Genomic DNA, 25645 nt, shown 5'->3' on the forward strand with positions numbered 1-25645 from the left:
AATTTCCATTCAAGAGAGCACAAAGGATATTCATCTAATTGATTCACAGTTATTTAAGATTCAGTGACGTAATTCACCCACTACTTATAAAAATGAGAAGTAATTAAAGCGTATAAAAATATTCCTAATTAAAAATATCATTTCTTAACGTTGCAAACGTTGCCGGTAACGTTTCTAAAATTTGTTCAACTAAACCAATTTAACATGAAGTATTTTTATTTCATTAAAAGAATCGTTGTGTTCTTTTTAATCATTACCTGCTCAAATATGGCTGTGCAAGCGCAGTACTTACACACGCAAGGTAATCAGATTGTAGACGGTAACGGTAACGCCGTGTTTATGAAAGGTATCAACCTTGGTAACTGGCTTTTATGGGAAGGCTATCTTATGATGGGCGATTTTGAATATAGAACCCATACTCAGTTTTTTAATGGTGTGAAATCTGCCTTTGGCGGTAATTTAAACCAGGCCATAGAATTTGAACATCAATGGCGCTTGAATTACGTTAATGAGCAGTCAATCATCGATCTGAAAAACCTGGGCTTTAACTCTGTTAGAGTTCCATTTCACTTCAACCTCTTTTGGGACTGGAATAGCAACAGTGTTTCTGACCGTGGTTTTCAATACATTGATCGAGTTGTGAATTTCTGTCGTTCTCAAGGGATGTATGTACTTCTGGATATGCATGCCGCTCCGGGCTATCAAAACCCTGGTGACCATAGCGATAATAATGATTCGAACTCTAGTCAACCTCGTGGGTCTGTGCATTTTTGGGATGGCAATAACATCAACATAGCCTCTCAGGTGTGGAGACATATTGCCAATCATTATAAAAATGAGCCTGTGGTTTGGGGATATGATCTGCTAAATGAGCCTGTCCCCCAACCTGGTAGAGAATATGAGCTCATGCCATCGTTAATAACCATGCGAAATGCTATTCGACAGGTAGACAACAACCACATCATTGTAGCAGAAGGAAGCTGGTGGGGTTCGGATATGTCTAAACTAGACTGGCAAGATGGATACACTCAAAGCCAAACTGGTGTGTACAGCAAATGGGACAACAACCTCGTGTACCAAACCCATCATTACGCTAATGATGCATCTGCGCTAAACGGGAGATTAGCCTTAACCAATAGATTAAATGTGCCTCTAATCTTAGGTGAATACGGTGAAAACAGCAATTCTGCGATCAGGCAAATGACTGATTGGTGTATCAATAACAATGTAGGCTATTTCCCATGGTCGTTCAAGAAAATGTATCATGATCGATGTATATGGACAATAAACCCTAACAGCAATTATAATCAGGTTCGAGATTACATTAAGTATGGCGGTATGCCTCCATCTAATGCCTATAACAATATGATCAGCTTCTGCCAAAACAATATTGGTAACGGTGTACCGGGATTCACATTTCATCAGGGCTTTTATGATGCCGTGAAATATACTGGAGGATCCAACAATAACAATGGAGCTCCAATTGGTCAAACTATTTGGCTTAGAGGCAGCAATGGACAGTATGTATCATCGGAGAATGGCCAATCTGGTATGATGTGTAACCGTGGTTCTGCAGGTGGCTGGGAACAGTTTACAGTAGTAGGCACCAGTGATGGCAAGGTAGGTCTACAAGGACCTAATGGTCAGTTTGTATCATCTGAAAATGGTCAGTCTGCTATGATGTGTAATCGTGGTTCCATTGGGGGCTGGGAGGCCTTTGAGTGGATTGACATGGGTAATGGTTCGATAGCTCTGCGCGGATTTAATGGACAGTATGTCTCTTCTGAAAATGGCCAATCAGCTATGTATTGCAACAGAGGTTCTGTTGGTGGCTGGGAAGTCTTTACCTGGGGAACTACTGGCAGTTCAGCAAGAATAGCCAGCACCGCAAATGAAGAGATAACAGGGACTAAATCACTGGTTTACCCTAACCCTGTGATTAATAATACCTTTACTCTGGACTTAAGATCTCTTAATCAGAATGGATCAGAAAAGCAGTTGATCATTTCCGATATGGCAGGAAAAATAGTCTTTGAGAAGGAGATAGCTTCTGAAATGACTAAGATCGAACTTCCAGGATCATTGAGCAAGGGTATCTATCACCTTGTTTTAAAATCAGGAGAAGTTAAAAAAACAACCAAACTTATCCTTCAATAATGCAAAAGGCCATCTCCTATTATGGAGATGGCCTTTATAATTTTTCCTGATTTAGTCTATTTCTTCTGCTCTATAGCTTCTAAGTTCTGTTTAGCCAGAATAAAGTCTGGAGCTACCTTAAGTGCCGCTTCATACTGCTTTTTAGCTTCGGCATTCTTGCCTTGTCCTTGAGCATTCAGTCCCTTAAGGTTCATAATAGCCACCTTAATAGGATATTCCTTCTGCTTCTTATCTGCGGTTTCATAGATTACAGTTAAAGTATCTGACTGAGGCTTACTAAGCAGAATATCAGCATTGGCATTACTTTCATTATACCTTTTTAGGTCGTATTGTAAAAAGGCTATTTTATAAAGTGTTTCAAAATCGTCAGATTCTAAAAATAGGGTTTCGTAAGAATCTAACGCTTTATCCTTCACACCAAGATTCTCATAGCTCACAGCTAATATCTCCATGGCACCAGTATGCTTAGGCTTCATTTGTAGAATATCCTGAGCACTGATCGCAGAAGAAGCATATTGACCTGACTGCAAATAAAGTGCTGACAATGAGAATAGTATAGAATCGTTCTGCGGGTTTTCAACATATAGATTATACAGAGCATTTTTAGCCATTCCATAATCGTTATACCTCATAGCCATTCCATAAACTCTGGCATAGTGACCGGAAAGTACCTGTCCGGCTGTTGCTCCCTTCTGGGGCGCTGTTTCAGCATCTTGAGCTTTTACCGAAAGTGTACAAAAACAAGCAATAGCTATGATAATAATTCTTGAAAGACCGTTCATTTGGTTAAAGTTTATTAGTTAAGACCCGCAAATGTAATGATTATTTGGTAGACAATCCTTTTCTTGAGGCAATCTCCAGCATTAACGCCCATGCTTCCTCTTTATTATTTGAGATTTGCCCTTCAAGAATAGCCTCCTTTATTTCTTCTTTCAATTCCCCGATAACTCTACCAGGTGTAATCTGAAAGGTATTCATGATATCATCACCTGTAATCGGTGGCTGAAAGTTACGTATACGATCTTTCTCCTCTACCTGAGTCATCTTTTTCTCCACCTTCTTAAAGTTAGCCAGGTACTTCTTCACTTTCACATCATTCTTTGATGTAACATCAGCCTTGCATAGTGCCATTAAGTCCTCCACGTCATCGCCAGCCTCAAATAACAATCTTCTTACGGCTGTGTCAGTGATATGATCTTTAACCAATGCAATAGGCCTCAAATGCAGTCTCACCAACTTCTGAACGTAAAGCATCTTTTCATTTAAAGGAAGTTTCAGCTGACGGAAAATCTTCGGCACCATCCTAGCGCCTTTATCTTCATGCCCATGAAAGGTCCAGCCTACCTTTTTATCGAACCTTTTTGTAGCTGGTTTTGCGATATCGTGCAATATGGCGGCCCATCTTAACCATAAATAATTGGAGCGTTCGGCAGTGTTATCTAAAACTTGAAGCGTATGATAAAAATTGTCTTTATGAGATTTGCCATCAATAGTATCCACTCCGTGCAGGTCCAGCATTTGTGGAAAAATATACTTTAATAAACCAGCATGAAACAATAGTTTAAATCCGTATGAAGGAGTTTTTGACAGAATAATCTTATTGAGTTCATCACTCACTCTTTCCATAGAAACAATCTTAATTCGTTCTGCATTTTTAACGATTCCATCGAAGGTCTCAGGAGAAATGTCAAACGACAATTGAGTAGCAAATCGTATAGCTCTCATCATTCTAAGCGGATCATCAGAAAAAGTGATATCAGGATCAAGAGGTGTTCTGATCATCTTCCTTTTTAGATCCTTCTGTCCTCCGAAAGGATCAAGCATTTGGCCATAAAGGTCTGAAGAAAGTCCAATGGCCAATGCATTTATAGTAAAATCACGCCTGTTCTGGTCATCTTCCAACGTACCATCTTCCACAATAGGCTTTCTGCTCTCTCTGCGGTAAGATTCTCTCCTGGCCCCTACAAACTCATACTCCCAATTACCTGACTTCACCTGGGCAGTGCCGAAATTCTTAAAAACAGTAAGGTTGGAGTTTTCTAACTTTTCAGCCACTTTCTGTGCCAGCGCTATACCACTACCTACACAAACAAAATCAATATCCTTCGAAGGACGCTTTAGGATGATATCCCTCACATAACCTCCAATAACGTAAGCATCAACCCCTAATTCATCGGCCGAGTCACGAACTACTTTAAAAATTTGATTCTTATTAAGATGGTCTGTATAATCCATATATGTCATCACCATAGTCATTTATGGTGGCCTTTTCTTTGATAAGCTGCAAAGTTAACAGTTTATTAGAAAAGGCACATTCTGAAATCAGGATATCAGAGCGGTAGTTTAATTCCAGAAGCCTGCTTTACTATTGAAAGAAGGACATGGAATCAATTTCATAGGCTTTTTCCTCTTATTTTTTGCGTTAGCAAATTCATACACAATAGAAATCTCATGCGAACCTCCAGTGGTGGTTGATAATTTGGATACAGTAAAATCATAGCTATAACCAATTTGGAATCCTTTAAACAGTAAGCTCATCACGAATACTAAAGCATCGTTTTGCACTACGCTTACCGTTTCTCCCTCGTTATCAACATCATCTTTGATAGGAATACCTCTATACCAAACTCCTACAGCTATAGGATCAATGTGATATTGAAGTCCTAAATCCAGCTGCTGAAATTGAGATCCTTGAATTTTATAAACAAAAGAAGGCGTAAGGTAAGATACTCTGGATAAGTCCCTAGGTCCGGCATACAAAGGCAATTTCATACCCCCATGAATATTCACCTTCATTGGCAAGCGGCTTTCCCTACCCAGAATAGATATATTAGGCTTATTCATATGGTAAGCAGAGGCTCCAACCCAAAGGCTCTTATTGTAAAGCACCATTCCTGATGCAAAATCAAAGAAGTTTTGATTACCCAAACGGTTTACATCAGGGTCTATAGATTGACCATCATACTCCAGACCATCTCTAAGTAATAGCTTGGATCTATCTATACCATTATTCCCATAAGAGAAATAAAGTCCTGGTGAGAATACCCAATTTTTATTCAAACGAACCTTATAAGAGTATAACAGCCCAACGTAACTGGTTCGCCAACCCGCAGATCCCATTTTATCAGTTGTAGCCAAAATGCCTATCCCACTTCTCAACTCATTTACAAACATCTCATATGAAAATGAATAGGTGGCAAATGCCTGAGGAAGATTAGGCCATTGCACACGATGATTCACGGCAAATCGATGCTCAGGGGTGATTCCGGTAAAGCCCGGATTTAAGTACAGCGGTGCAGCATAATACTGTGAAAACTGCGGATCCTGCGCCTTGGACTCCGTCCGCACCAAACACACTAACAGAAAAACCACTAATAAATATCGATACATAAATGTTATGTTAAAAAATTATCGAATAAGCATTACATCACCAATTCTTGTAGTTCGCTCACCATTCGAAAGACGAAGCGTGAGCTTATAGACATAGACGCCAGCTGGCATCAGTTTATTATCACTATTGTAACCATCCCAACCAACAGTCTGATCGTTACTTTCAAAGATAAGGTTACCCCAACGGTCAAAAATTAACATTTGGAACTCCTCTACTCCTCTGGTTATAGGGAGGAATATATCGTTGTTCACCTCATTCTGAATTCTACCATCTGGAGATGGACCTAAAGTGCTAGGCGTAAAAGCATTTGGTATTTTAGTATAACCGCCATCTTTTGCTTCCACCGTACGAGTTAGCGTATCGAAGCAATAAAGTACGTCAAAGAGTCCTTCTTCCAATTCTTTCTCACCGTAGTTAGCAATAGCTACAAGAGTAACATCAAAATCTCCCTCATATACATATTGATGCTGCGGTTGGAATTCTGTAGAAGAACCACCGTCTCCAAAGTTCCACATATACTCATTAGCACCTTGCGAGTAGTTAAACGTTAACAATGGTTGATCTGGAACAAATACCACATCCGGTCTGAAATCGAAGTTAGCATTTGGATTCTCATAAATTTCAAGTAGATCATCTTTGATTATCTCCTCACTCTCTTGCGTAAAGGTATTGATTGCCTCAAGCTTAACGGTATAAATGCCTGGAACATTCGCCTGGAAGGTAAAGTCAGCAGAATGATCTACATCACCCGGAGTTACCAAATCTATGCGACTGAAAAGCTCGTTCATTTCGCCATCATAAACAGACCAGATAAATTTATTAGCACCACCAGTTGTGTTATTTGTAACAGTAACTGTAGCTCCATTACAAATATTAAATGCCGATAACATAAAATCAGGGTTTATAGGCTCTACAGGAATACTGATGATTTTTGTAACATCGACATCACAAAGTCCAAGTGCTGCATTATTCTTTACCGTCAATGTGACGCGCTTGTCACCAGGCTGGCTATACCTATATGGATTTACTGGAGTTGCATTATCATCTAATAGCATTCCATCATCGAAATTCCATGAATATTCAAATTCAGTTTCATCAATCGGGTCAGATGTATTCGTATAATCTACATCAATAAAACCCGCCTGGAATATACCTGGATCTCTAAAGTTAAAAGTAAAGTCCGGTACCACTTTCTTGTAAACTTGAACGGTAAAGTCTGTTGTTTCAAAGCATCCGGTGGTCGCATTTGTACCTGTAAACTCTACTGTATAAGGCTTAGGATTTAAAGATGAGGTATTGTCTATTTCCCAGCCTACAGGAACAAGGTTTGTATTATTTCCATTGAATGTTTCAAGTACATTACCTGAAACGGGGTCAATTAATCTCCAATCATGTCTATTAGCTCCCAATGACGTGTTAGTGAATATAAATTCATCTCCACTACAAACGATAGGGTTACTTGCAGCCACATTTGGAATTATTTCAGGATATACTCGTATAGGTTTATCAAATTCTTGAACACAGGTGCTTGCCCCTGTGCTAAATCTAGCCTGAAGAGTAATATTATAGGTATATGGGGTATCTGTCGAACCGTTGGTGAAAGTATGAGGTACTACCACTCCAGTTATATCTGTGGCTGAAACAGGTATTACTTCATCAGGTGAACCATCCTTCCATATAAATCTATATTCAACATTGGCTTCTTGATCAAACCTAAAGTTAAATTGAGCAGGGCTACACTGCGGTGAAGACTCCGTGAAGCTAAACGATGCATCTAGTTGAACAACCTGCAATACCGCAGTGGCATTAGGATAACTAGTACAACCATTTCTATCAGTAACGCTAACCAAAGTATAAGTACCCTCATCCGCTGGACCAGCCTGATTTATAAATACTGATGAAGTAGCTGCCCCTAGTTGCGTTCTTTGTACACCCTGTGGGTCTTCGTATACAAACGTATATGGTTCGCTTCCATTTGTAAAATTAAACTCAACAATAAACGGAGATCCCTCACAGATCGAATTTACAGAATTTGCCAAACCATCTTTAATATCAATGGTACCCGTAGGAATTGTATTTACCACCACTTCCAATGGTATACCACCATTAGATAATTTAGGTCCACAACCATTTGGAGTACGTACCTCTCTAAGGAAATAATATGTCCCTGGGGTGTTCATTGTACCATGTTGGTACTCTGCTCCAGTTGCACCAGCAATATCAGTATAAGTAACCCCGTCGGAAGAGAACTGCCATTGGTAAAGATATCCTGCACCTCCTGTAGTTCCTCCGAAAGGAGAAGAAAGCTCTGTAAACCTATCAGGGGCATCTCCTGCACAAATACCTCCTGGCTCATTGTAAACAAATCCACCAGAAAGTTCAAATGGAGAAAGCAACACCACAGGGGCAATAGTTTCACCTTGACAACTATTTGCATCAGTTACGCTGATAAAATATTGACCCGCTGCCAGATTCGTAAAGTGTCCATCTGTATTAGTAATACCTAAGGATACTTTAGCAGCGTCAAGCAACTCATAAGTTACTGCTCCGATAGCATCTATTGTAGAAGCTTGTATTTCCCCATCTGTTGCACCCAGGCAGCTAACACCATATATATTATCATAGTAAGTTATAACTGTAGAAACTTGAGGTTTAGGGTTAATTCTATATGTAACAGGTGCCGAATTTACACAACCTGTCGCATCATTCACCACCTTAGCATATACTGGCACCCCATCAAGCATTGTATAATTAGTTGGTGAAGCTATTTGAGAATTAAGGAAAGAATCTCTAAACCAGGTAATGGTAAAACCACTTCCTACATTAGTATTAACTTGAGACTCTAAAAGTGTAAGATCAACGGCCTTAATTCTATTAATAATTACATCAGAACAAGCCACCTCATTCAATGCTAGTGCCCCAGGCAATGGATCTACCTGGATATCTAAAGTTTGAGGTGTCCCAACACATCCATGCAACATAGGGGTAAAAGTAAATGTAACTGTTACTGGTATATTGCCCGTGTTAATCAAATCACCAGTTATTCTGCCGGGATATGGTAATCCAGTATCATTGTTAAAGGCCGAACCAGAAGTGACAAGATTATCTGTTGACTGCACATCTACATCAAAAGTCAATGATGCTCTATCTGTAGGATTTATAAGATTAGTAATCTGTATATTAATCTCATCGCCACTACATATAGGTGAAATCGGAGATGGCGAAACAGGATTAACCGCTAGCTCTGGAGTAGGCTCCACCTGCACAGTAGTTACTTGTGGATCACCAGAAGGACAACCATTTATCTTTGGTGTAAAAGTATAAGTAACGGTTACGAAAGCGTTGCTACTATTTATTAAATCACCATTGATGACAAAATCATTTGTGGTAGATATATATTCATCTGTACCTCCTACACCATTGTTATAAGCTGTACCTGAAGTAACAGCTGCATTTGAACTTACTACTGTATAATCAAAGGTAAGTTCACCATCCACTTTTGGAGCAGTAGGTGTACTTACTGTAATGGACACAAAATCCTCATTACAAATCAATGGAGTAGTATTTACAATCGGATTAAGAACTGGTTGCGGTTGTACTTCCACTGTAGTTTCCACAAATCCTCCACTGGTACAGTTAGCCAACCTCGGGGTGGCTCTATAGGTAACTAAAACCACATCATTACTACTGTTTATGAGCGTACCTGCTATATTTAGAGGAAAACCTCTTCCTGTGCCACCTGTAAATGCTGATCCACTGATTACTCCTGGCACCGAACTAGTTACAGTGTAATCAAAGACCAGGTTACCAGGTATATTTGGTACAGTGGGGGAAGTAATATCAATATCTACATTGCCGCCACTGCAAATCAAATCAATTCCATTATTAGTAATATTAGCTTTAGGTAAAGGATCAACAACCACTGTTGTATTCTTCACCTGCCCCGAGGCGCAACCTAATAATTTTGGTGTTACTGAATAGGTAACTGTAATAGCAGCATCAGTACTATTAATTAAATCTCCAGTGATAGAGGTACCAAATGGAACATCTGTTAAATCAGTGAAGGCACTTCCGGTTACTCCCGGTCCACTAGCCACTACCGTAACATCATAAGATAAATCTGATGGATCAGTAGAATTGACTGGGGTGGTAACTTCAATATCAACATTTCCTCCGGTACAAATTTGAGGAGTCCTGTTATTAAGCAAAGCTACCGGCTGAGGTTCTACCACCACTATAACATCTTCAACAGCCCCATTAGCACAACCACTTAATTGAGGTGTAATATGATAGGTAACATTAACAGGATTATTACCAGGGTTAGTCAAAGTTCCATTAATATTGAAAGGTACACTTCTTCCAGTGGCCCCCGATGAGGCTGACCCTTCAATAGGACCATCACTGGTCACTGTATAATTGAAAGTAAGCTTATTCGGATCTGAAGGAATCGTTACACTACTGACAACAACATCTACTGCACCTCCAGAACAAATTAGTGGAGAATTATTTACCGCTACCACACTTGGTGTAGGCTCTACTTGCACCGTAGCATAACGTGCCACACCATCCGTACATCCGGCATAGTGAGGAATAAATTCATAAGTAACTGTAGCCGTTTGATCAGATGAATTGATCAGTTGACCTTGAATATTTGATGACGGAAAAGCACCTGATCCTCCTGACATTCCAGTACCTGTGACAGCACCAACAGGACTGCTAGTAGCACTGTAAGTATATGAATAGAAAGAATCATCCTCACTTGAACTAGCTAAATTAACTGCGATATCAACATTATCTTCATTACAAATTAGGGGAGCATTGTTAACCAAACTCAAAGCAGGGACTGGATTAACCTTCACCTCAACTATTTGCTTAGGCCCATCAGAACAATTGGCCAAGGTAGGTGTAACCTCAAAGGTAACTGTAATAACACTATTGCTTGAGTTAGTTAATTCACCTGCTATTTTATTTGTTCCAAATATCAAATTATTTCTGGCTGTGAACGCAGATCCACCCGTAGCTGCAGGATTATCACTACTCACAGTATACTTATACGCCAAGTCATTAATATCGGTAGGCGATGTTGGGGAAAGCACATCAATTTCAAAGTACTCATTATCACAAACCACTTTACTCAATTCTTGAGGGTTCGCTTGTGGTGTAGGTTCTACTATCACCTTCGTGACCTTTGATACCCCTACAGGACAAGTGCCAATACGAGGTGTAACCGTATATTCTACTTCGATAGCCGAATTACTCGTATTAATTAGGTTACCTGAGATACTGCCTGGAAAACTATTGTTTGAAGGTGGTGTCTTGGCTGACCCAAGTAAGGAGGTAATATCAGGACTACTTACAGATACATCAAATTTTAATTTTGATGGATCACTTGCATTAGTAGTAGTTGTTACTCCAATATTTACCAATCCTCCATCACATATCACAGGACTATTATTGGTTAAAAACACATTCGGCGCGGGCTCTACAACCACTGTAGTTGAACTCACTGGTCCTGCTGCACAACCATTGATCATAGGTGTTACATTAAAAGTAACAGTAAGATCATCTGTACCTGAATTGATCAATGTACCAGTGAGATTGGATAAAAATGTCTGCCCCGTTACTGGTGTTGTAGAGTAAGCGGTACCTGATATGGTAGCTGGGTTTGAGCTCACTGTTGTATAATCAAAAGTAAGTACACTTCCAGGGCTTACCACCGTTGGGGAATTGATTATGATATCAATATTATCGTTACTACAGATATTAAGTGTATTGTTAGTAATTGATGCTTTTGGTGTTGGTTCTACAATTACATCTGTACTTTCGGCAACCCCGTCTGAGCAACCACTTAATTTAGGTATTCCTTCAAAGGTCACAGTGATATATTGATCACCATTATTAATTAAAGTACCATTTAAAGTAGTAGGGAATGTTCTTCCCACCACAGTTGTGGCATTATAAAACGCCGTGCCACTTGTACTTCCTGTGCTTACAGTAGTATAATCAAATGATAAATCTCCTGGAACGCTTGGAATTGTAGGGCTTGTTATATCTATATCGATGTTTTCACCATTACAAATACGAGGCTGATTATTAGTCATTGCCATTGATGGAGTTGGCTCCACAATAACATTTCTTCTTAGTGTATCCCCAGTACCGCAACCATTTAATTTAGGTACAAAATAGTAGGTTACAGTAATATCTTCGTCACTACTATTATCCAAGTTTCCTGAAAGCGTAACTCCAAATGGTTGATCTGCTCCTGACAAAAGACCTGCACCAGATATATTCGCAGCATCCGTAGTTGAATAACCATAATCAAAAACCAAGTCTCCTGGGTTTGATGACACTGTTGGAGTTGTTACCTGAAGTGATGCATTATCTCCATTACAAATTACAGATTCAGCTACAGCGACATTAACCGCAGGCTCAGGCTCAATAGAAATAAATACAAACTGACTCGGACCATCACAAGTAGCTGGTGCAGGTCCTACTGGAACAACTTCATAAGTAACCTGGCCTACAGAAGTGGACGCGTTAGTGAGAACGTCTGTAATATTACCAGTACCCACATTTCCTACCGCCGTACCTCCTACTGGTCCTGATTTAGAAATAACTTGCCATTCGAAAGTTGCAGTTGGCATATCTGAGGTAAATATTAAAGCGGTATTCACTGCTTCACCGCTACAGATAGTAACTGCATTTACTGAGGTCATCTTCGGCTGAGCATATACTTCAACTGGGAAAGGATCTGCACTTGGGCTTATACATCCACTAGAACTAGTTTCTCTTACCGTAATATTATAGTTACCAGGTGTATTACCAATATCTACGATAATCTCATCAGTATTTTGGCCACTTATTATAGAACCTAGTGCTCCAGGCACATCCCATGTATACAAGGAACCTGCTACAGGACTACTGATTCTATAAGTAATATTTTCATCTGAAGTACAAACCACATCATTACCTGCTATTATTGGCTTAGCTGGAATATCTACAACTACAATGTCAATAATATTAGGTTGACCAACACAACCATCCACAGTAGTTTCTACCACGCTTAAAGGTAAACCTGGAGAAGCAACTGAAGTTGGGAATGTAAGCGGCACGAAGAAATTATCTAAAGTAGCACCACTTTCTAACACAAATTCTCCAGTGCCAGGTAATGTCCATTGATATGTAGAACTAGGATTTAAGGAACCACTTATTTGAAAGAACACTGGATCTGTGCCATTTCTACATAGAGTTATAGATGCCGGAGTTGCTCCTCCCACCTGAATAGGATTGAGCTGTGGTTGTGGATTAACTGTAAAAGTAATCTGAGCGGCGTCTGAACAACCTGCTGCTGAGTTATCCACCAATGCATAAAAAACATCTCCATCCTGCACTGCATCCACATCTGTTGGAGTAGGAACGGCAAAGGAAGGATCTAAACTAGGATCAGTAAACCAGGAAACTGTACGATCAGCAGGAAGCGCTGGAGCAATTATACCAGCCTCATAAAATGTAAGATCTACATCATCTACCAGACCATTGTTGAGTACGTCTTCGCATAATTCCTCATTTAAGTCATTCGCTGAAGGAAGTCCAACCACATCAAAGGTGATAGTTCCATTATTAGTACAACCTGTTAGCGTATTTTCAACTGTGATGTATACAGTCTTTAAAGTTGTATTGTTTACAATGTGAGCAGTTGGATCTGCCACTGATATTGTTTTAGCCGCATTTTCGAAATAACTGATTGCTCTATCAGCAGACACAGCTGCTCCTACAATCGCATCTTTATAAGCTGTTAAATCCACCTCAGCCTGTTGACTACCGGGATTATCCTCACAAACTTCCGGAGCAGGATCAGTTACAGCCGGTGGTGGCAGTCTTTCTAAATCAACTGTGGCAGTTGTAGGATTACAAGCCCCTAATAAACTTGTCACTGTCCAGGTTACTGTGGTAGTTCCCACTGGTAATCCCGTAATATTTGTGCTGGCCTGATTTACATCGGCAATATTTATAGATGTACCGGTAGCTCTTACTAAAATATTATCAAAATTGATAATTTCATCGTTAGCATTGGTTTTCAATCTGATAACTATAACCATTGATGAACCTCCTGAAGCATAGGTCCCAGAAATATTGCTACTTCCAAAGTTACCACCTAGTTCAGTTCCTATCAGGGTCTCTGTACCTCCATCAATTGAGTAATAGGCACCAATATAATCTCTTCCGGTACCTGTACCTTCCATATCACCTGACTGAGATACGTTCATTGAGAAATCTATACTCGGAACTCCTGTAACATCTATAGGATCAGACACCCAGACAACTTCATCATTGGTATCTCTACCTGTCATTCTTTGGCCACGTACCTCAAAATAACTATCAGGACCTGTAAATGACGCCACGTTCACCTGTCTGTCCCAGCCATATAGATCATGATCAACTATTACACCGTCAACCATCCCTGTAAAATTCTCGGCATAAAGTAAGCCATCTACAGACCAACTGCCTCTACCTGAAGCAGGTGCTACCGCAGCAAGGTTATAAAAGGATTCGCAAAAAGGAGCCGGTGTAGTACCTGCATCTGCCGCAGATGGCGGCGTATCTTCGTATAATGTAACTGCAGTACGACTAGCACTAACACAATTTGCATTACTATTCTCTGCATAGTATACGCCAGCAGCACCAGGAGTAAAAATGTTTCCTGTTCCTATAGAAACACCACCTGTAGATGTAGAAAACCAATTAATAGTTTCGCCTGGAGCCGGAGCATCCACCTGAATAGTAGCTGTGGGAACATCAGGGGAACAAGCTAATCCATCCTGAGGATTAGAAGGAGCCGCAGGACGAGCATTAATTATAACATTAAAAGGCTGGTTAATAGGCACATTACAGGCCGAAGAAACTTCCTCCAGATTGATGATATCAAAAACATATGTTCCCGGGGTATTTCCTAGATCAGCATAAGTTGCGTCTATAAATATTTCTCCATTAGCATTAGTGGTAAATACCCTGTTTATTACACTACCACCGTCTATGGTATAATTCACTTCAATATTTTCGCCAGCTGGCAAATCCAAATCGACGATAACTCTCGGAACTGCAGTTGCCCCACCATCATCACACACTGCTGGTTCAACTGATATGCCATCAACTGTAGGTGGTGTAGTACCTATCCTCACAAATGCCTTCCCGCCTAAATCAGCGGCAGTATTAGTACATCCATTGGCATCAGTCATGGTTATAATTTCATAACTGGTCTCCACGGAAGGTGCTCCTGGAGAAATTGTGAAGGTATTAGAATTATGACCAGTCACAACTACTGGTGTCACGGTGGTTCCGTCATCCTTTTCATAAGTGAAATCAAATGGACCATCACCGGCTATTGTCCAGTCAATATCTGCTGCGGGGTTACCGGCACAAACAGTTACATCACCAGAGTGAACTGCTCTTGGGCCTCCACTGATGGTGATATCTAATGTCGTAAAGTCAGAGGGACATGACGGAGCACTGATGTATTCAGTTCTTACTAATAAGGTTCTGTTAGTCGAAGTTCCTGCTGCTACACCTGTATTGAAGTCGAGTTGCACATTTTGACCTTCGTTTACACCTCCAACAAAGCTTACGTCACCACCACCAAGAGACCATACATACTTAGCACCTGCTGGCGGTGCTGCGGCAATTTGATAGGATACATTGGTCTCTCCATCACAAACTAAAGGTGTGGAAGTAGTTATTGTAGGATCAGCCAAATCATCTCTGATAGTAAGCGTTACTTCAACAGGATCACTTTCACAATCATTACTAGCACCTTGTATATAGGTAGCCCAAATGGAAGTACTCCCTGGTACAGAGTTGTTTATACCCAAGTTACCAGCATTGGCAGGGTATGCATTGCTATTATTTCCGTAAGGATTATTTAGAAGTACCCCTCCTGCATTAGGATCAGCATCGTACCATCTGATTTCTGTACTTTGAGAAAGATTACCGCCCGTAATTTGAAATTCTACTGTAGATAAATCCGTATTCAAACAAATCACCGGACTATTCGCATTCGCCAACGGAGGCTTGTTAATAATCCTAATATTTTGAGTTGTGGTTACCGGAGCTTCTGAAGCCAAAGGAAAAGATCCAAAAATAGGTTCTACGGTAGGATCAAATACACCACCTACAGGATCATACTTGTTACCATCATCCGGATTATTGTCATATGGATTACATATGTTCCAGCTTCTTAGTGTAACTTCAAAAAATTCACCCGCCAAAGCAGTTGCGGGCATTTCTATGTTTAATGTCTCATCATTTAAAGGATTTGCCGTGTTATCACCAATGTGAATTACTTCTCCAAAATAGGGAAAAGAGGATACCACAACACCTCCAATAGTTACATCTCCCGTAATGGTTTCATTAGTACCATACACAAACTGAATCCAACGATCTTCTTTATTCCTTGAATCTGTAGGTGGGTTATTTAATGTAGGCATAGTACAGTTGTATGTACTATTGTCTCTTAATCTAATTCTATCCGTATCTCCTTCACAGATGTCAACTTCCAGCGTTGATGGATTCTCCGCTCCTGCTGTGGTTGGTACATGATTAATATCATGTGTACCTACATTAGGGTTATCTAATTCATCGTAAACAATTACATCAAAGGGGTCATTAACATCTGAACCTGTACAAGTAGTTCCGTTAACTATTAATTGAGCTCTCGCATTATACTCACAAGTAAGTCCATTATCAGGATATGTATGGTTAATTGTCGCCGTCCAACCAATCGCCGCATTTAGAAATGTTAAAGTAACAATGTCATTGGGCGACCCATCATCCCAAAATATGGTAGCTTGAATATTATCAGATGCAGTCCAAGGACTTGTTGAAGTATTGTTAGCTGTAACTGTTCTGGTGATGTTATCACCACCACAGTTTAGTGATGTATTATTTATTACACCAAAGTCAGTAGCGTCGGCACAAGTTCCTGTTTGTCCAAAGACTGCAGCCATTGGACTGAAGAAAAGAAGAACAGAAATTATAAAGCCAAAAAAATAGTCACGCTTTAAAAAAATAAGCATTAGAGTATCGCGTTATAAGAAGATCAGTTTTCAAAATAAGCAAACTTAATATATATTCATATATGTCTGCTAATATTTTAATAAATATTAGCCCAGTTAAGTAACCATGTAACTATTCCGCTATTATTTATCAATAATATTACCGTCAAACACTTACGTAATTCAAGTGTTCAGTGGATTCATATTTTTTAAGTAAATTTCTATCTGTTTACTACCTTATTAAGGCTTTTACTTTACCTTTGTATCCCATAAGTTTTATCGCAACATTTTAACATACTTATGGCCACAGCTAAGTACATCTTTGTTACCGGTGGGGTAACATCTTCTTTAGGAAAAGGTATCATTTCAGCATCTCTTGGTAAATTACTACAAGCCAGAGGTTTTAAAGTAACTATTCAAAAACTCGATCCATACATTAATATCGATCCGGGTACGTTAAATCCATATGAACATGGAGAATGCTATGTTACTGATGATGGAGCAGAAACTGACCTTGATCTAGGCCATTATGAAAGATTTTTAAATACTCCTACTTCACAAGCTAATAACATTACAACAGGTCGCATCTATAATAATGTGATCACTAAAGAGAGAAGAGGTGAGTATTTAGGTAAAACGGTACAGGTGGTACCTCACATTACTGATGAGATTAAGAGAAACATTTATTCTCTTGGTGAGAGTGGTGATTACGATTTTGTGATCACTGAGATAGGTGGTTGCGTTGGTGATATTGAGTCTCTGCCATTTATTGAAGCTGTAAGGCAAGTAAAATGGGACGTAGGCACTAATAATTTCCTGGTAATCCATCTTACACTTATCCCCTACCTTAGCGCAGCCAAAGAATTAAAAACTAAACCTACTCAGCACTCGGTTAAGCAATTATTAGAAGCTGGTATTCAGCCAGACATACTGGTTTGTAGATCAGAAATGAGATTGCCCGTAGAAATAAGAAAAAAATTGGCGCTTTTCTGCAACGTGCATATTAACTCTGTAATAGAGGCACTTGATGCTGAAACTATCTATGATGTGCCTTTGCTTATGCGTAAAGAAAAGCTGGCGGAGAGGGTATTGGCCAAATTAAAAATGCCTAACAAAACTGAGCCTAATTTAGATCAGTGGAAAATATTCTTAGGGAAACTCAAAAACCCTACTGACGAGGTAAAGATTGGCTTAGTTGGAAAATACGTAGAGCTGCCTGATGCATACAAATCAATAGTAGAAGCCTTTATTCATGCGGGAGCTCACAATGAGTGTCGTGTAGATCTTCAATATATTTCTTCTGAAACCATCAACGAAGAAAACAGTGCCTCTGTACTTGAAAAATTAGACGGAGTATTAGTGGCTCCTGGATTTGGTGAAAGAGGAATGGAGGGTAAAATAGAGGCCATACGTTTCCTAAGAGAAAATAATATTCCATTCTTCGGCATCTGTTTAGGCATGCAATGTGCCGTTATGGAGTTTGCCAGAAACGTACTAAAATTAGACGGTGCCTGCTCTACTGAGCTTAACGATAAAACTAAGTTCCCTGTCATAGATTTAATGGAGGAGCAGAAGAAAATTGTAGATATGGGCGGAACTATGAGGCTTGGTGCTTATCCTTGCGATCTTAAAAAAGGCAGTAAGGCTCATTCGGTATACGGGAAAAGCAAAATTAGCGAACGTCACCGTCACAGATATGAGTTTAACAACAAGTATCTAAAAGACATGGAAAAAGCTGGCTTACTAGCTACAGGTATAAATCCGGATACTGGCTTAGTAGAAGTTGTAGAGTTAAAAGACCACCAATGGTTTGTAGGAGTGCAGTACCATCCAGAATTAAAAAGCACAGTGCTTAATCCTCACCCATTATTTGTTAAATTTGTGGCCGCTGCTTTAGATCATAAGAAAGCGAAGAATTCAAAAAACTAATTTTTATTTAAGAAATGGATAGAAATCAAGCAACAGGTTTGATATTAATTGCCTTATTGTTAGTGGGCTATTTTTACTTTTTTGCCCCTGAACCAACAGCTAACAATGAGCAGTTACAGAGCGATTCGGTAGTAGTGAAAAAACCTGCTGAAACAATAACTGAAAACACAGAGATTGTAGAGGAAAATGATTCAATTAAGAATTTAAAATATCAGGAGCAATATGGCGCTTTCGCTCAAGGTGCTTCTGGTACAAGTGAATCTACAACACTAGAAAACGAAAAAATAAAAGTAAGCTTCTCTACCAAAGGTGGTATCATCAGCAAAGTTGTTCTTAAAGACTTTAAAGATAACGAAGATGGTCCTGTAACCTTATTAGATGAGCAGAGTAACAAGTTCTCTCAAGTATTAACTGCGGAAGGTAGAGTAATTGATCTTAATTCGCTTTATTATCAAGCTCAGCCTCAGGGTGATAGCTCTGTAGCTTATTCCTTAAATTTATCTGGTGGCCGATCTGTTAAGCACATATATACATTAGTGCCAGATTCATATCAGGTGAAATATAAGCTTGAACTAAATGGTTTAAATACCGATGCAAATGGTACGCTTACTTATAAATGGAATGACCATTTAAAGCGTCAGGAGAAGGATCTAAAACAAAGTAGAAATAATACTACGATTACTTACTTTACTGGCGACGAAGACTTTGATGAACTAAGCGCCAGGGCGAGTGGAACAGAAAGTGAAGATATTGAAGAAGCTGTAAAGTGGTTTGCGATCAAACAAAGGTTTTTCGTATCTGGTATTATAGCCGAAAATTCGAATTTTAGTAAGGCCAAATTTGAAACATCATTTGATGAGTCTGATTCATCAACAGTGAAATTTGCTAGCGTGGAAGCTTCTATTCCTTTAGCAAGCCTAACTGGAGATAATGGTAACTTCACCTACTACTTCGGACCAAATGACTACCATGTATTAAAAGATGTAACGGAGGAGTTTGAAAGCAATCTGTACTTGGGCTTTCCTCCTATGAAGTGGATAAACAGATTTGTAATTATTCCTTTATTTGATCTTTTAAGCAGCTTTTTGAGCAATTATGGTATCATCATCATTATTATGGTGTTGATTATCAAACTTGTACTTTCACCACTTTCTTACAAGTCATACTTATCTATGGCTAAAATGAAAGTATTGAAGCCGGAGCTTGATGAAATCAAAGAAAAGCACGGTGATGATATGACTAAAGCTCAGCAGGAGCAGATGAAGTTATATTCTAAAGTTGGTGTGAGTCCAGTAAGTGGATGTATTCCAATGTTACTACAGATGCCTATCTTGTTTGCCATGTTTACATTCTTCCCTCAATCTATTGAGTTAAGAGGTAAGAGCTTTTTATGGGCCGACGATTTATCTACATATGATAGCATTTTACACTTGCCGTTCCAGATACCATTCTATGGTGATCATGTAAGTTTATTCGTGCTATTAATGACCATGTCTACTATACTTTATACCTGGTCTAACCAGCAAGTGAGTTCGGTACAAGGACCTATGAAAACGGTATCCTATTTCATGCCTGTGATCTTTATGTTTGTGCTTAACTCTTATCCTGCTGCATTAAGTTTTTATTATTTTGTTTCTAACCTGGTAACATTCGGACAGCAAGCTCTAATTAGAAAGTTTGTTGATGAAGATAAGATCAGAGTGATCATGGAAGAGAATAAGAAAAAGAATGCTAATAAGAAGAAATCATCCTTCAAACTTAGGTTGGAAGAAGCGATGAAGGCCAGTCAGCAACAGCAGACAAAAAAGAAAAAATAATTAGCAAAAATCGCACTAAGGCCCTTGTAATCAAGGGCCTTTTTTAATTCTTTGGTAGAGCTGGGTCTCTGGACTTACATAATTCAATTAAACTTATATCTTTGTAATCCTGATTAATCAAAATCAGAAACAGAATGAAGCTTATTTAGTTCTAAGCATTGCTCAGTTTATTTAATAAGGTCATTCAGTTTATTGTACACCAGCTTTCGCAACCAAGAGTGGTATACTCTAAACGATCGTAGATTGGTTAAATTTTTTAATTTAGAAGCTATTAATGAGTAAAGTAATTGCCATTGCGAACCAAAAAGGTGGTGTGGGTAAAACCACTACTGCTATCAACCTTGCTGCCAGTTTAGCTGCACTAGAATTCAAGACTCTTGTAATAGATGCAGACCCTCAGGCTAACTCCACTTCCGGTGTGGGACTAAACCCTAAAGAAGTTGAAGTTAGTATCTATGAGTGTATGGTAGACGGCATTGATGTTAAAGAAGCCATAAGTGAAACCGATATTAAATACCTGGATATTTTACCTTCTCACATAGACCTTGTTGGTGCTGAAGTGGAAATGGTAAATATTGAGCGTCGTGAAGAAAGAATGAAAGATGCTCTGAAAGAGGTAAAAGAAGAGTATGATTTCATTATTATTGACTGCTCTCCTTCTTTGGGTCTTATCACTATTAATGCTTTAACCGTTTCTGACTCAGTAATTATACCTGTACAGTGCGAGTACTTCGCTCTTGAAGGTTTAGGCAAGCTCCTAAATACTATTAAGATTATCCAGACCAGACTGAACCCTGCTCTTGAAATAGAAGGTATCTTACTTACTATGTATGATGTTCGTTTGAGACTTTCTAATCAGGTAGTGGAAGAGGTAAAAACTCATTTCAAAAAAATTGTGTTTGACACAATAATTCCAAGAAACATCAAGTTAAGTGAATCTCCAAGTTTCGGTGTTCCTGCTATTGCGCACGATGCCGAGAGTAAAGGAGCTATCAGCTATCTAAACCTTTCTAAGGAGATCTTGATGAAAAATGGCATGATCTAAAATTAATTAGGATCGGGTATGGCAAAGAAACCAATGAAAAAAAGAAACGCATTAGGGAGAGGACTAGGAGCATTATTGGAAGATTCTCCTGCCAGAGAGAGTACGGAGAAGCAATTTGAAGCACCTTCTAACGTAGGTTCTATTAATGAAATAAAGGTTGAGCATATAGAAACCAACCCATTTCAGCCAAGAACCCATTTTGATCAGACAGCATTACAGGAACTTTCTGACTCTATAAAAGTACAAGGCATCATTCAGCCTATTACGGTTAGAAAGCTTTCTGCCGATAAATATCAGCTAATAAGTGGTGAGAGAAGATTTCAAGCCTCTAAATTAGCTGGACTCGAAAAAGTGCCGGCCTATATCAGAACTGCTGATGATCAGCAGATGCTGGAAATGGCACTTATTGAAAACATTCAGCGTGAAAACCTTAATGCTATAGAGATAGCTTTGAGTTATCAAAGGCTATTGAGTGAATGTGAATTAAAGCAGGAAGAGTTAGGTGACAGAGTAGGAAAAAACAGAACCACTGTAAATAACTACCTTCGTCTTCTTAAACTTCCACCAGATATTCAGGCAGCCTTAAGAGATAAAAAAATCTCTATGGGACATGCCAGAGCACTTATCACTATAGAAAATGTTGATTTACAGCTTGATATCTTTAAAAAGATCATTGCTGAAGATCTTTCTGTAAGAAAAGTGGAAGAGCTGGTAAGACAGTCTTTAAACAGCGCGCAAAAAGAAAAAGCTCCTAAAGAGGAACCTGAAAATGGCAAGGAAATTGTTCAGCTTCAGTCCAAATTAACATCTCATTTTGGCACCAAGGTGCAGGTTAAATCAGATGGTAAAAAAGGAGAAATAAAAATACCTTTCTTATCCATAGATGATTTAAACCGCATCTTGGATATTTTAGAAGTATAAATGAAAAATGTCCTTTTAATAATATTAATCACTTGTCTGGGAAGTGCTGCACATGCACAGCTTACACCACCTTCCCAGATGAGAGATACCACCCACACTGAAGGCCCCATAGAGCTTATTGAAGGCAACGAAAACGTAGAGATAGAGGAAATAGAAACCTACGCTCATAAGTTCGTACCTAGAAAAGCCTCCCTCTATGCCGCCGTACTACCAGGAGCTGGTCAGATTTACAACAAAAAATATTGGAAACTACCATTCGTTTATGGTGGTTTTATTGGCTTGGGCTATGCTGTGAACTTTTATGATAACTTATACAAGCAGCAGAGAGAAGAGCTATTTAAAATACTCAATGATTCTAATTACAACTCCAAATATGGTAGTGAAACCAATGTGAGAAGTAATATTGATAAAACAAGAAGAGAGAGAGACTTCTACCTTATTATGACGGGAGTGCTATATTTGCTACAAATAGCAGATGCTCATATAGATGCACATCTTAAAGAGTTTGACCTTAATCCTGAATTAAAAGTTTCAATAGAGCCATCTTTTGAAAACTCTCCCTACATTGGTAACAATGCAGGAATATCCTTAAAATTTAAATTCTAAAATGAAAATTCTTTTATTAGGCTATGGTAAAATGGGTAAGGCTATTGAAGCAATAGCTTTAAAGCGTGGCCACGAGATAGTAGGAAAGATAAACGATGATAATTTAGCTGACCTTGAGGACTTTAATGGTAGCAATACAGATGTAGCCATAGAGTTCAGTCAGCCAGATGCAGCGTATGACAACCTGGAATACTGCATGGAAAATGGTATACCTGCCATATCCGGAACTACAGGATGGCTAGAGCAAAAACCTGAGATAGAGCGCCTATGTGAAAGCAATAAGGGGGCCTTCTTTTATGCTTCTAATTACAGTATAGGAGTAAACGTATTCTTTAAAGTGAATGAATACCTCGCGGAACTTATGGAGCAGTATAAAGAGTATGATATTTCCATTGAAGAAATACACCATACTGAAAAGAAAGACGTTCCAAGCGGTACTGCCATCTCTATAGCTGAAGGTATTTTAGATAACAATCAAAACAAAAAAGCCTGGACTATAGATCCTAGTGAAAATGATAGTGAGCTTCATATCACAGCACTAAGAAAAGATAAAGTACCTGGTACTCATACTGTGAAGTACTCCTCTCCCATCGATGACATTGAAATAAAGCATACTGCTCATTCAAGAGAAGGATTTGCACTGGGAGCGGTATTGGTTTCTGAGTGGATACAAGGTAAAGAAGGAGTCCTTTCAATGGATGACTTCCTGGATATTTAAAAAAGAATTCAACTATTCTGTAATAAACTAGTTGCTCAAGGCACTATTAAGAGCAGAAGAATAAAATACATACGAGAATGAACTGGAAATTCTGGCAAAAGAAACAAGAAGAGAAAAAGAAGAAAACCAAAGCCAGGGAATGGTTTGATGCTATTGTTTTCGCTGTAATTGCAGCTACCCTTATCAGATGGTTATTTATGGAAGCCTTTACTATTCCTACCCCATCTATGGAAAAATCATTACTTGTAGGAGATTTCCTATTTGTGAGCAAGTTCCACTACGGTACCCGAACTCCGGCCACACCGCTTCAGGTTCCTCTTACCCATCAGAAGATATGGGGTACTGACATCCCTTCATATTCTGATGCTATTCAGCTTCCACAATATCGACTTCCGGGCATTAGCCACGTAAAAAGAAGTGATGTAGTTGTATTTAATGTGCCCCCCATTTCACTTAATGATGGCATTGATTACCCTGTAGATTTAAAAACCAACTACATTAAGCGATGTGTGGGTTTACCTGGAGATGTGCTGAAAATTGAAAACAAACAGGTAATAGTAAATGATAAGCCACTGGATAACCCAGAAGAAATGCAGTACGATTACATTGTACAGTCTAAAAATGGCATAAGTGAACGAATTGCAGAAGAATATAATCTGGATTTATCTAATCAAGGTAACAATAGCTCATACCTCATGTACTTGACTAATGATCAGGTAGATGCTTTACAAAAACTTAACTTCATCACTGATATCTCTGAATTTAACCCTCAACAAAAAGGCGAATGGAATTCCCAAATTTTCCCTAAGAACGAGGAGCTATTCCCTTGGAACGGAGACTGGTATGGTCCTATTCAGATACCTGCAGAAGGTCAGACTATTGATATCAACAAGAAAAATCTTCTTATCTATGGAGATGCTATAACTCTCTATGATCATAATGACGACGCTAAAATAGAATACGGGAAACTGTTTATTGACGGTAAAGAAGTGACTAAATATACCTTTAATCAAAACTACTACTTTATGATGGGAGATAACCGACATAACTCCCTTGACTCTAGGTACTGGGGTTTTGTACCAGAAGACCACATAGTAGGTAAAGGTTTCTTTATTTGGTTATCATTAGATCCTAATAAGAGCTTCTTTAGCAAAATCAGATGGAGCAGATTCTTCAATTTGATTGAGTAATCAATAAAAAAGATAAAAAAGAGGCTGGCTCAAAAGTAGAATTCAGTTTGAAACTACTTTTGAGCCAGCCTTTTTTTTATCACCATTTTTATCACCAGTTAATTACCCGCTTGCCTTTAGCCTGAAGGTATTCATTGGTTTTATTGAAATGTTCATTTCCAAAAAAACCTCTGTGCGCTGCAAATGGTGAAGGGTGCGCTGATTTTAAAACGCAGTGTTTATTTTCATCTATAATGCTGCCCTTATTTTGGGCATACGAACCCCAAAGTAAGAACACTACCCCATCTTTCTCCTCTGACACCGTTTTGATTACAGCATCAGTAAACTCTTCCCAACCTTTATTTTGATGAGAACCAGCAGTATTTGCCCTAACTGTAAGCGTAGCATTCAGAAGTAATACACCTTGCTCGGCCCATCTTTCTAAATTACCTGAATCCGGTATAGGCTTACCTGTTTCTGCATTGATCTCTTTAAAGATATTTACCAGTGAAGGAGGTTTGCGTATCCCATCTCTTACTGAGAAACAAAGACCATTGGCTTGTCCAAGTCCATGATACGGATCCTGACCTATTATTACCACTCGTGTATCTTCAAAGCTACAGTGATCAAAGGCATTAAAAATCTCTTTACCAGGTGGATATACCGTGTGTTGTTGATATTCTTTCTTCACAAATTCCACTAATTCAAGGAAATAAGGTTTATCAAACTCCTGGCTCAACTTATTTTTCCATGAATCGGCAATTTTTACATTCATTCTTTTCAAAAATTTTCATTAGAGTTTTAAATTTAAAACTTCTTATATTACCGATACGTTTAATTTTTA

Annotated in this window: 13 protein-coding genes; 8 read left to right on the top strand and 5 right to left on the bottom strand. The window is 38.9% G+C overall.

Annotated features, from left to right (window positions below):
• The first annotated feature begins 204 nt into the window (after positions 1-204).
• Complete coding sequence (locus LVD16_RS19415) at positions 205-2157, top strand: cellulase family glycosylhydrolase (RefSeq protein WP_233769949.1); 1953 nt, start codon at positions 205-207, stop codon at positions 2155-2157.
• Positions 2158-2213: 56 nt separating this feature from the next.
• On the opposite strand, the gene LVD16_RS19420 is transcribed toward LVD16_RS19415, so the two are convergent.
• The 4 genes from LVD16_RS19420 to LVD16_RS19435 form a co-directional block, all read right to left on the bottom strand.
• On the bottom strand, positions 2214-2939 hold the full coding sequence (locus tag LVD16_RS19420; RefSeq protein WP_233769950.1) for a tetratricopeptide repeat protein: 726 nt from the start codon (positions 2937-2939) through the stop codon (positions 2214-2216).
• Between the two features lie 40 nt (positions 2940-2979).
• A complete protein-coding gene (locus LVD16_RS19425) occupies positions 2980-4392 on the bottom strand; it encodes a CCA tRNA nucleotidyltransferase (RefSeq protein ID WP_233774608.1) in 1413 nt (470 codons plus the stop codon).
• Positions 4393-4500: 108 nt separating this feature from the next.
• Complete coding sequence (locus LVD16_RS19430) at positions 4501-5547, bottom strand: PorP/SprF family type IX secretion system membrane protein (RefSeq protein ID WP_233769951.1); 1047 nt, start codon at positions 5545-5547, stop codon at positions 4501-4503.
• Between the two features lie 18 nt (positions 5548-5565).
• Positions 5566-16617, bottom strand: coding sequence for a PKD-like domain-containing protein (locus LVD16_RS19435; protein WP_233769952.1), 11052 nt, complete (start codon positions 16615-16617; stop codon positions 5566-5568).
• Positions 16618-16896: 279 nt separating this feature from the next.
• Here LVD16_RS19435 and pyrG point away from each other — a divergent pair, with 279 nt between their 5' ends.
• The 7 genes from pyrG (at position 16897) to lepB (ending at position 24822) form a co-directional block, all read left to right on the top strand.
• Positions 16897-18525 (top strand): CTP synthase, encoded by a 1629-nt coding sequence (gene pyrG, locus LVD16_RS19440; RefSeq protein ID WP_233769953.1) that lies wholly within the window; start codon positions 16897-16899, stop codon positions 18523-18525.
• Positions 18526-18539: 14 nt separating this feature from the next.
• On the top strand, positions 18540-20342 hold the full coding sequence (yidC, locus tag LVD16_RS19445; RefSeq protein ID WP_233769954.1) for a membrane protein insertase YidC: 1803 nt from the start codon (positions 18540-18542) through the stop codon (positions 20340-20342).
• A 274-nt stretch (positions 20343-20616) separates the two neighbouring features.
• Positions 20617-21387: a ParA family protein gene (locus LVD16_RS19450; protein ID WP_233769955.1), complete on the top strand. Its 771-nt coding sequence runs from the start codon at positions 20617-20619 to the stop codon at positions 21385-21387.
• Between the two features lie 18 nt (positions 21388-21405).
• Positions 21406-22308 (top strand): ParB/RepB/Spo0J family partition protein, encoded by a 903-nt coding sequence (locus tag LVD16_RS19455; RefSeq protein ID WP_233769956.1) that lies wholly within the window; start codon positions 21406-21408, stop codon positions 22306-22308.
• Complete coding sequence (locus LVD16_RS19460) at positions 22309-22914, top strand: DUF5683 domain-containing protein (RefSeq protein WP_233769957.1); 606 nt, start codon at positions 22309-22311, stop codon at positions 22912-22914.
• 1 nt (position 22915) lies between these two features.
• The gene (gene dapB, locus LVD16_RS19465; protein ID WP_233769958.1) at positions 22916-23632 is read left to right on the top strand and encodes a 4-hydroxy-tetrahydrodipicolinate reductase; all 717 of its coding nucleotides are present in this window, start codon (positions 22916-22918) and stop codon (positions 23630-23632) included.
• Positions 23633-23709: 77 nt separating this feature from the next.
• On the top strand, positions 23710-24822 hold the full coding sequence (gene lepB / locus LVD16_RS19470) for a signal peptidase I (protein WP_233769959.1): 1113 nt from the start codon (positions 23710-23712) through the stop codon (positions 24820-24822).
• A gap of 91 nt (positions 24823-24913) precedes the next feature.
• On the opposite strand, the gene ung is transcribed toward lepB, so the two are convergent.
• Positions 24914-25576: a uracil-DNA glycosylase gene (gene ung, locus LVD16_RS19475; RefSeq protein WP_233769960.1), complete on the bottom strand. Its 663-nt coding sequence runs from the start codon at positions 25574-25576 to the stop codon at positions 24914-24916.
• Positions 25577-25645 lie beyond the last annotated feature (69 nt).

Origin of the sequence: Fulvivirga ligni, assembly GCF_021389935.1 — a bacterium.
GTDB classification, from domain to species: Bacteria; Bacteroidota; Bacteroidia; order Cytophagales; family Cyclobacteriaceae; genus Fulvivirga; species Fulvivirga ligni.